Raw genomic sequence first — 6,139 nt, 5'->3', positions numbered from 1 at the left:
TCACTCGTTACGCAAAAGGATAATCCTTCTTTACGCCATTGGTCAAATAATTCTTTTAAAATAGGTGGTGTCATTATGTTCCTTTATTAAATTTTACAAAATCTTGTCTTTTTTCATCATTGTTACAATATTGTTCTTATACATCCATAAAAGAATATCATTTGGTAATATTCGTAAAGGCTCAGGCACAATAAATCTAAGTTCCCTCCCATCAGTATATTCAAAAACAAAGTATCCATTTTCTATCTTCTGTTTTTGTAGAACAGCAACACTTGGAACATAAGCGGCACATTTTCTGCACTTATCTTGCATAAACTTATCTTCTGCTAAAAAAAAGTGTAGTTTTTGCAATGATTCCTCAAAACTAGAATCCTTTAAAACATTAGGCAGCCTATCTTGCGCTTGATTATAAAAATACATCATAGCACAACATCCAATAAGTGTGCCATCTAGCAATATAATATACTCATTAGATCCGCACAAGCCTATAAAATATTCATTGTTTTTTATATAGACTTCCTTTCTCTTAAATCCATTATTATCCATTTCACATTCAAATGCATTTCTAATTTGATTAATCCCATATGGAAGATAATATTTTAATATATCATTAAATTGTCCCTTATTATCTTTCTGTTCAGTAAATTGTATGCTTGTGTAAATCCCTGCTTTTCTTGTTTTTATTGGAGCTGATATAGCTCTTTTATAATCCCTGTCGTTTGCACTCCTCACTTTAGAATATGTCATTTTATCCACAGAATCAATACTAAAATCAATTGCATCTAATCCAGCTTCTTTTAGCTGCTTAACTAGCGTATCATCGACAACTGCACCATTAGAAGTTAGAGTAGTATATATATCCTTCTCTTTACAGTATTTTATAATTTCAAGAATACGAGGATGCAATAAAGCTTCTCCTTGACTTGTAAAACTTATTCTCTCAATCCCATAGTCTGAAACCTTATCAATAATATTTATCACATTTTCAAGTGTTATTTCTGCCTTTAAGGCTGGATTGTCTTTAAAATACCGCACTCCCTCATTATATCCTTTCCCATGAAAAGGACACATTGGGCAGGTATAATTACATTTTGAAGTCAAATGAATAGTCGCAGAACTAATACGACGATTTTTGAGAAGATACTTTCCAATACGCTCAATCTGCTCTTTAGGTAATGCCTTTGGAGGTTCACCATCATAAAGATTACCCTCCATCCATTCCTCGCCGGATGGGCAATAAAAGGGGTAACTAAATATATATTCCCCCCCCCCCCCGCAGAAGCAGAATCTTGATTATAAGATAAGCTTTTATTATAATTCTCACTCGTTACGCAAAAGGATAATCCTTCTTTACGCCATTGGTCAAATAATTCTTTTAAAATAGGTGGTGTCATTATGTTCCTTTATTAAATTTTACAAAATCTTGTCTTTTTTCATCATTGTTACAATATTGTTCTTATACATCCATAAAAGAATATCGTTAGACAATGAAGAAAGTTTCTTAGGGATAGAAAAATATCTCTTTAAACTTCTATTTGTTATAGAAAAAAATTTACCTTCTAATTCTATTGCCATACTAGCCTCATCTTTCATTCTAGTTCTATAAGAAGGGCATTTTAAACACAATTTATATAACTCTCCTTTTTCTATAAAGCTTGCTTTCAATTTTTCTATACAATCTTTCAATGAATGGGAATACACATTAATCCCCCCCCCCCCCCGCACCTAAAATTTTTGGATAAGATGCAGCAAAACAACAACCAATAACATTTCCATTTGCTTGGATAATATATTCCCCAAATCCCTCACATAAAGAAATAGGGTGATTTTCATTAGAACTCTGTGTTGCCAATCTATCATCATAAGTAACCTCTTTAATAACACATATTTGTTTGATATTATCGGATTGGTGATAATTTTCTAAAATCGCACCAATTTCTTCCTTATTATCTTCTTGCTTGACAATATTAATTTGCCCATATGTATTTAAATTGCCAATTAATAAGGGGGCTTTGATTGTATTTGTAAAAAGCTTTTCATTTTTACTTCTAATTTTTTTGAAAACTTGATAATCAAGAGTATCAACACTAATTGACAGAATATCAACTCTATAATTTTGTAATTTCTTAACCACTTCTTCAGTCAATAAAGAACCATTTGTTGTTAGAGATACACCTATATTTTTTTGGGTTGTATATGCTAGCAACTCTTCCCAATGAGGATATAGAAAAAACTCCCCTTGAGGAGTTAAACCTATATGCTCCATACCGTATTCCACGATTTCATCAATAATTTTTTTTGCCTTATCTATAGGCATAATCACTTGTTTAAGTTCTGGATTTCGTTTGTAATACTCTTCTTTGAATTCGTTTCCTCTCCCATGCCAAGGACACATTGGACACTCATAATTACAATAAGTCGTTACTTGCAGAGTAATAGTTTTTGGTGTATTTTTAGCAATAAGCCAAGATGCTATCCTATCAATTTTATTTTCATCTAAAAATTTTGGAGGGTCTCCTCTATAATTATTTTCTTCTCTCCAATACTCAACTGATTCAATACACTCTTCAAATGGATAGCGGAAAGAGAGACAAACTCCAACATTTTCAACCAAATCCACACTTTTATTATAATTTTCACTCGTTACACAGAAGGATAATCCTTCTTTACGCCATTGGTCAAATAATTCTTTTAAAATAGGTGGTGTCATAAAAATACTTTCCCTAATATATTTTTAATTTCTTTCAGATTATCTTGTTCTAAAAAATATATCCCAATAGAAACTAAGGCTGACCATGTTAATAATATTTGTTTTTTTGATGTAGATAACAAATCAACGGCAGTTTCAATAGAATGAGAGCATTCTTTTTCATTAAAATACCATAGATTATCCATAAGACAAAAATATTTTTCAAAATCTTCCACATTAAGGTCATTAACAAGACTTCCAACAGCCTCTACATAATGTTTTTTATATTTTTGCAAGTTTTCTCTTCTTTGCTTTATATATTCTTCTCTTGTTATATTTCTATTTAGCATATTGCCAACAATTAACACTCTTCTTTTAAAAGTAGCTTCTGAACGACTCTCCCCTTGGTCCAAAGGGAAAGTATCACAAAATACATCAATAATATGCCCATAAATATGCGCATCTACAAATCCGGGCATAAAGAATCTCTCTGAGATTCCAAGCTTTTCTACCTTTTCTCTAATTACCGGTATATTGCCATTTCCAGCCGCGATAAATATTGTATTTTTATGCTTTTTCATCACTCTAGCGACACACTCTAAAAATTCATCACTATCTACCTTGACAAGCCGCCCAATCACACCAAGCACAACCGTGTCTTTTTTGATAGGATATTTTGCTTTTTCTGCTTCTATGACTTTAGGATCTCTTGGTGGATTATAAAATTTCTCCCTATCTACAACAACAGGGAAACTTAAAAATTTATAAGGAGGTTCAGAAGAGACAAAATGACTTATCCTCTCATCAATCCCAGCCACATCATATCGCCCATTCCCATGACTCCAAAATATCTGTTTAGGCGCACTTCTTGTAGCAAAGAGAAAATCACTACAATCAATCGTTCCTGTGGAGATTAAAATATCAATCCCCTCACTTAAAATGGAATCTCTAATTACCAAAGCCTTTTGCAAATGCGAAACATAATAACTTCTCTCACGCACCATCTTATACGCAGGGCTAAAAACAGATACTCCAATCTGTGCAAAATCTTGCATTACTCGCACATCATCATCACTTTTTTGGATATATGCCATAGAATACACTACAATTTCATATTTCTCTGCAAATTCTTTATCTTGCAGCAATGCCTTGCATAAAGAATATTCCACCTTGTAAGGAGAATTTTCTACGATTCTATCTTTTAAGATTCCAATTTTTATTTTGCGCCCATTTGTTGTATCAATTTTATCTTTACATTTTGGCAACGTTTTGCCATACTCTACAAAATATGGCTCTGTAAGTTTAACAACCTTATCATTATATTCTTGCCAATCCTCTTGTGTCTGCGCGCTATTTCCAAATTTATGATAAATATAAAAGCTCACATACATTGCTAAGTCTAAATTCCCCTGCTTAAGCAAGCGTTCTAAAACTTCAAGCCAAGTTGGAAAATTTTCTTTCCATTTTAAGTTATTATAATAATGTTGCACATTCCAAAAAATATGCATACTCCACAAAAAGACAGATTTTTTATCATCATTTGTCAGCCCTTCATAATACGGACTTTTAAGCGCGTCTCTTTGCGCCTCTAAAACCCATTCAATAGGAATCGCATAATATCCCATAAATGCACTAACAAAATTATTTAAATCTACAATATAATTCTCACGCAAATTTAAATAAATGCTATGTGATAAAAAGAATTTAATCGCGCCATCACTCTCTCCGCTAAGCAAAAGTGCAACACACGCACAATCAATAAATAATAATTGTTCATAATAAGAAATTTCAGTATTTTTTACATATGCTAAACACAAATCCACATAACTTTGGAATCGCGAATCCTTTAAAGCCTCTATCCCCTCTTTTTTTTCAAGATTTTTAAAGATTCCATACGCCCACAAAAAATCTCTATCTGGCACATCACCTTTTGTGAAGATTATTTCTAAAGCCTTTTCTCTAATTAGCCCTATAATCTCCTTAGATTCTTCTGTGCTTAATCCTTCTTGCCACTCTTGTCCAAAAGCTCTAATCAAAGTCATTACCACATTAATTTCTTGCTTATTTTGCGCGACTTTTAAACGTTGCGTTATCTCTTGTAATTGCATTGCTATTCTTTATAATAATCTTAAATTTCCCGATAAATATCGGCAGAATACTAACAAAACTTAAATTAAAACAAACAAAAATTCTAAAAAACATTTATGTGGAATCAAAGCCTTACATAGAAGCGATTAGTAAATCTTGTGTAAAATATAACTCCGCACAACTTAAGCATAACTTTCATAATTATTGTGCTCTTTCTTTTAGATATTCTCTTATTCCATTGATACTTTGCACCAAATGCAAGTCAGAATCAGGTATTTTAATACCAAAATGCTCTTCTAGTTTTAAATATAAATTTGCCATATCCAAACTATCTACACCCTGATCTACAAGCCCTAAATCATCAGATAATTCATCAACTTCACCCAAAATATCAATCTCTTGAAGAATTTCTCTAATTACTTTATTGTTAATTTCCATATTTCACTCCTTTGTTAAAATTGAACTTGCCCAAGAAAATCCTACTCCAAAACCACTCAAAACTATCCTTTTTATATCTTTATTGCAAAGGTAATTTCTCAAGATTAAAGGAATAGATGATGAAATTGTATTGCCATAATCAAAAATTTCATAAGGCACTTTACATTCTTCCACACCTAAGCGTTTCTGGATTGTTTGGACAATATAACGACTTCCTTGATGCAAGATGAATAAATCAATATCTGCAAGATTCAAATTTTCAGCCTCTAAGAGTTGTTTAATCTGCTTTGGGACTTCCGTAGCAGCGAAGCTAAACACTTGTCTCCCATTCATTTCTAATTTTTGATTACGGCAAATCAAAGAATCCCAACCTGCTAAGCCATCAGTGCCAAACAAAGTTCTTTTGGGATAAAATTTTGCATTTTCACTTAAAAGCGTTACAGATGCTCCATCGCCAAAAAGCAAAGCGGTATTTTTATCATTTTTATCCACTATACGAGAATATGGGTCTGCTGTAAAAAGCAATCCTTTTTTAAAGTTATTTGAGTGCATAAAGGATTGAATAATAGACAACCCATAAACATATCCTGAACAACCTAAAGAAATATCAAAACAAGCTGTTTTTTTATCAAATCCCAATTCTTTATGTAATAAAGCAGAAAGGTGGGGAATATTATAATCTGGATTTTGTGTAATTGTTATAATAACATCAATATTTTCTATTTCTATTTTCTTTTGTAAATCCTTAAAAGCTTCTAAACACATGGTCATGGCACTCTCATCTTCACCCATTACAGAATGCTTAATCACGCCTATTTTTTCTTGAATAAAATTTTCTTCTAAACCATATTGTTTGGCAAGTGCATCATTTGAGATTCTATGTGGAGGAATGTAGCCTGCTATCTCTTCTATGCCTATCACTTA

6 protein-coding genes are annotated in these 6,139 nt (G+C 32.1%); all 6 read right to left on the bottom strand.

Annotation, left to right across the window (positions count from 1 at the left end; all coding sequences use genetic code 11):
- Positions 1–93: 93 nt before the first annotated feature.
- Positions 94–1,215: a radical SAM protein gene (locus LS70_RS03410; RefSeq protein WP_138109332.1), complete on the bottom strand. Its 1,122-nt coding sequence runs from the start codon at positions 1,213–1,215 to the stop codon at positions 94–96.
- Positions 1,216–1,413: 198 nt separating this feature from the next.
- On the bottom strand, positions 1,414–1,593 hold the full coding sequence (locus LS70_RS03405; protein WP_138109331.1) for a hypothetical protein: 180 nt from the start codon (positions 1,591–1,593) through the stop codon (positions 1,414–1,416).
- Positions 1,594–1,702: 109 nt separating this feature from the next.
- Positions 1,703–2,710 (bottom strand): radical SAM protein, encoded by a 1,008-nt coding sequence (locus LS70_RS03400; RefSeq protein ID WP_138109330.1) that lies wholly within the window; start codon positions 2,708–2,710, stop codon positions 1,703–1,705.
- Complete coding sequence (locus LS70_RS03395) at positions 2,707–4,797, bottom strand: hypothetical protein (RefSeq protein ID WP_201273956.1); 2,091 nt, start codon at positions 4,795–4,797, stop codon at positions 2,707–2,709. Before LS70_RS03395 ends, LS70_RS03400 begins: the two co-directional genes overlap by 4 nt.
- A 181-nt stretch (positions 4,798–4,978) precedes the next feature.
- Complete coding sequence (locus LS70_RS03390) at positions 4,979–5,215, bottom strand: acyl carrier protein (protein ID WP_034291471.1); 237 nt, start codon at positions 5,213–5,215, stop codon at positions 4,979–4,981.
- Between the two features lie 3 nt (positions 5,216–5,218).
- Entirely contained in the window at positions 5,219–6,136 is a 918-nt protein-coding gene (locus tag LS70_RS03385) for a 3-oxoacyl-ACP synthase III family protein (RefSeq protein ID WP_034291469.1), read from the bottom strand.
- Positions 6,137–6,139 lie beyond the last annotated feature (3 nt).

Source organism: Helicobacter sp. MIT 11-5569 (assembly GCF_000765695.2).
In the GTDB taxonomy this organism is placed as follows: Bacteria; Campylobacterota; Campylobacteria; order Campylobacterales; family Helicobacteraceae; genus Helicobacter_D.
The sequence above is the reverse complement of the archived record's forward strand: the minus strand, read 5'-3'. Positions and strand labels throughout refer to the sequence as shown.

What these genes read in the sequence shown, in the direction of transcription:
- LS70_RS03410 (WP_138109332.1), bottom strand. Translation starts at nt 1,215, where the DNA reads ATGGAGGGTAATCTTTATGATGGTGAACCTCCAAAGGCATTACCTAAA.
- LS70_RS03405 (WP_138109331.1), bottom strand. Translation starts at nt 1,593, where the DNA reads ATGAAAGATGAGGCTAGTATGGCAATAGAATTAGAAGGTAAATTTTTT.
- LS70_RS03400 (WP_138109330.1), bottom strand. Translation starts at nt 2,710, where the DNA reads ATGACACCACCTATTTTAAAAGAATTATTTGACCAATGGCGTAAAGAA.
- LS70_RS03395 (WP_201273956.1), bottom strand. Translation starts at nt 4,797, where the DNA reads ATGCAATTACAAGAGATAACGCAACGTTTAAAAGTCGCGCAAAATAAG.
- LS70_RS03390 (WP_034291471.1), bottom strand. Translation starts at nt 5,215, where the DNA reads ATGGAAATTAACAATAAAGTAATTAGAGAAATTCTTCAAGAGATTGAT.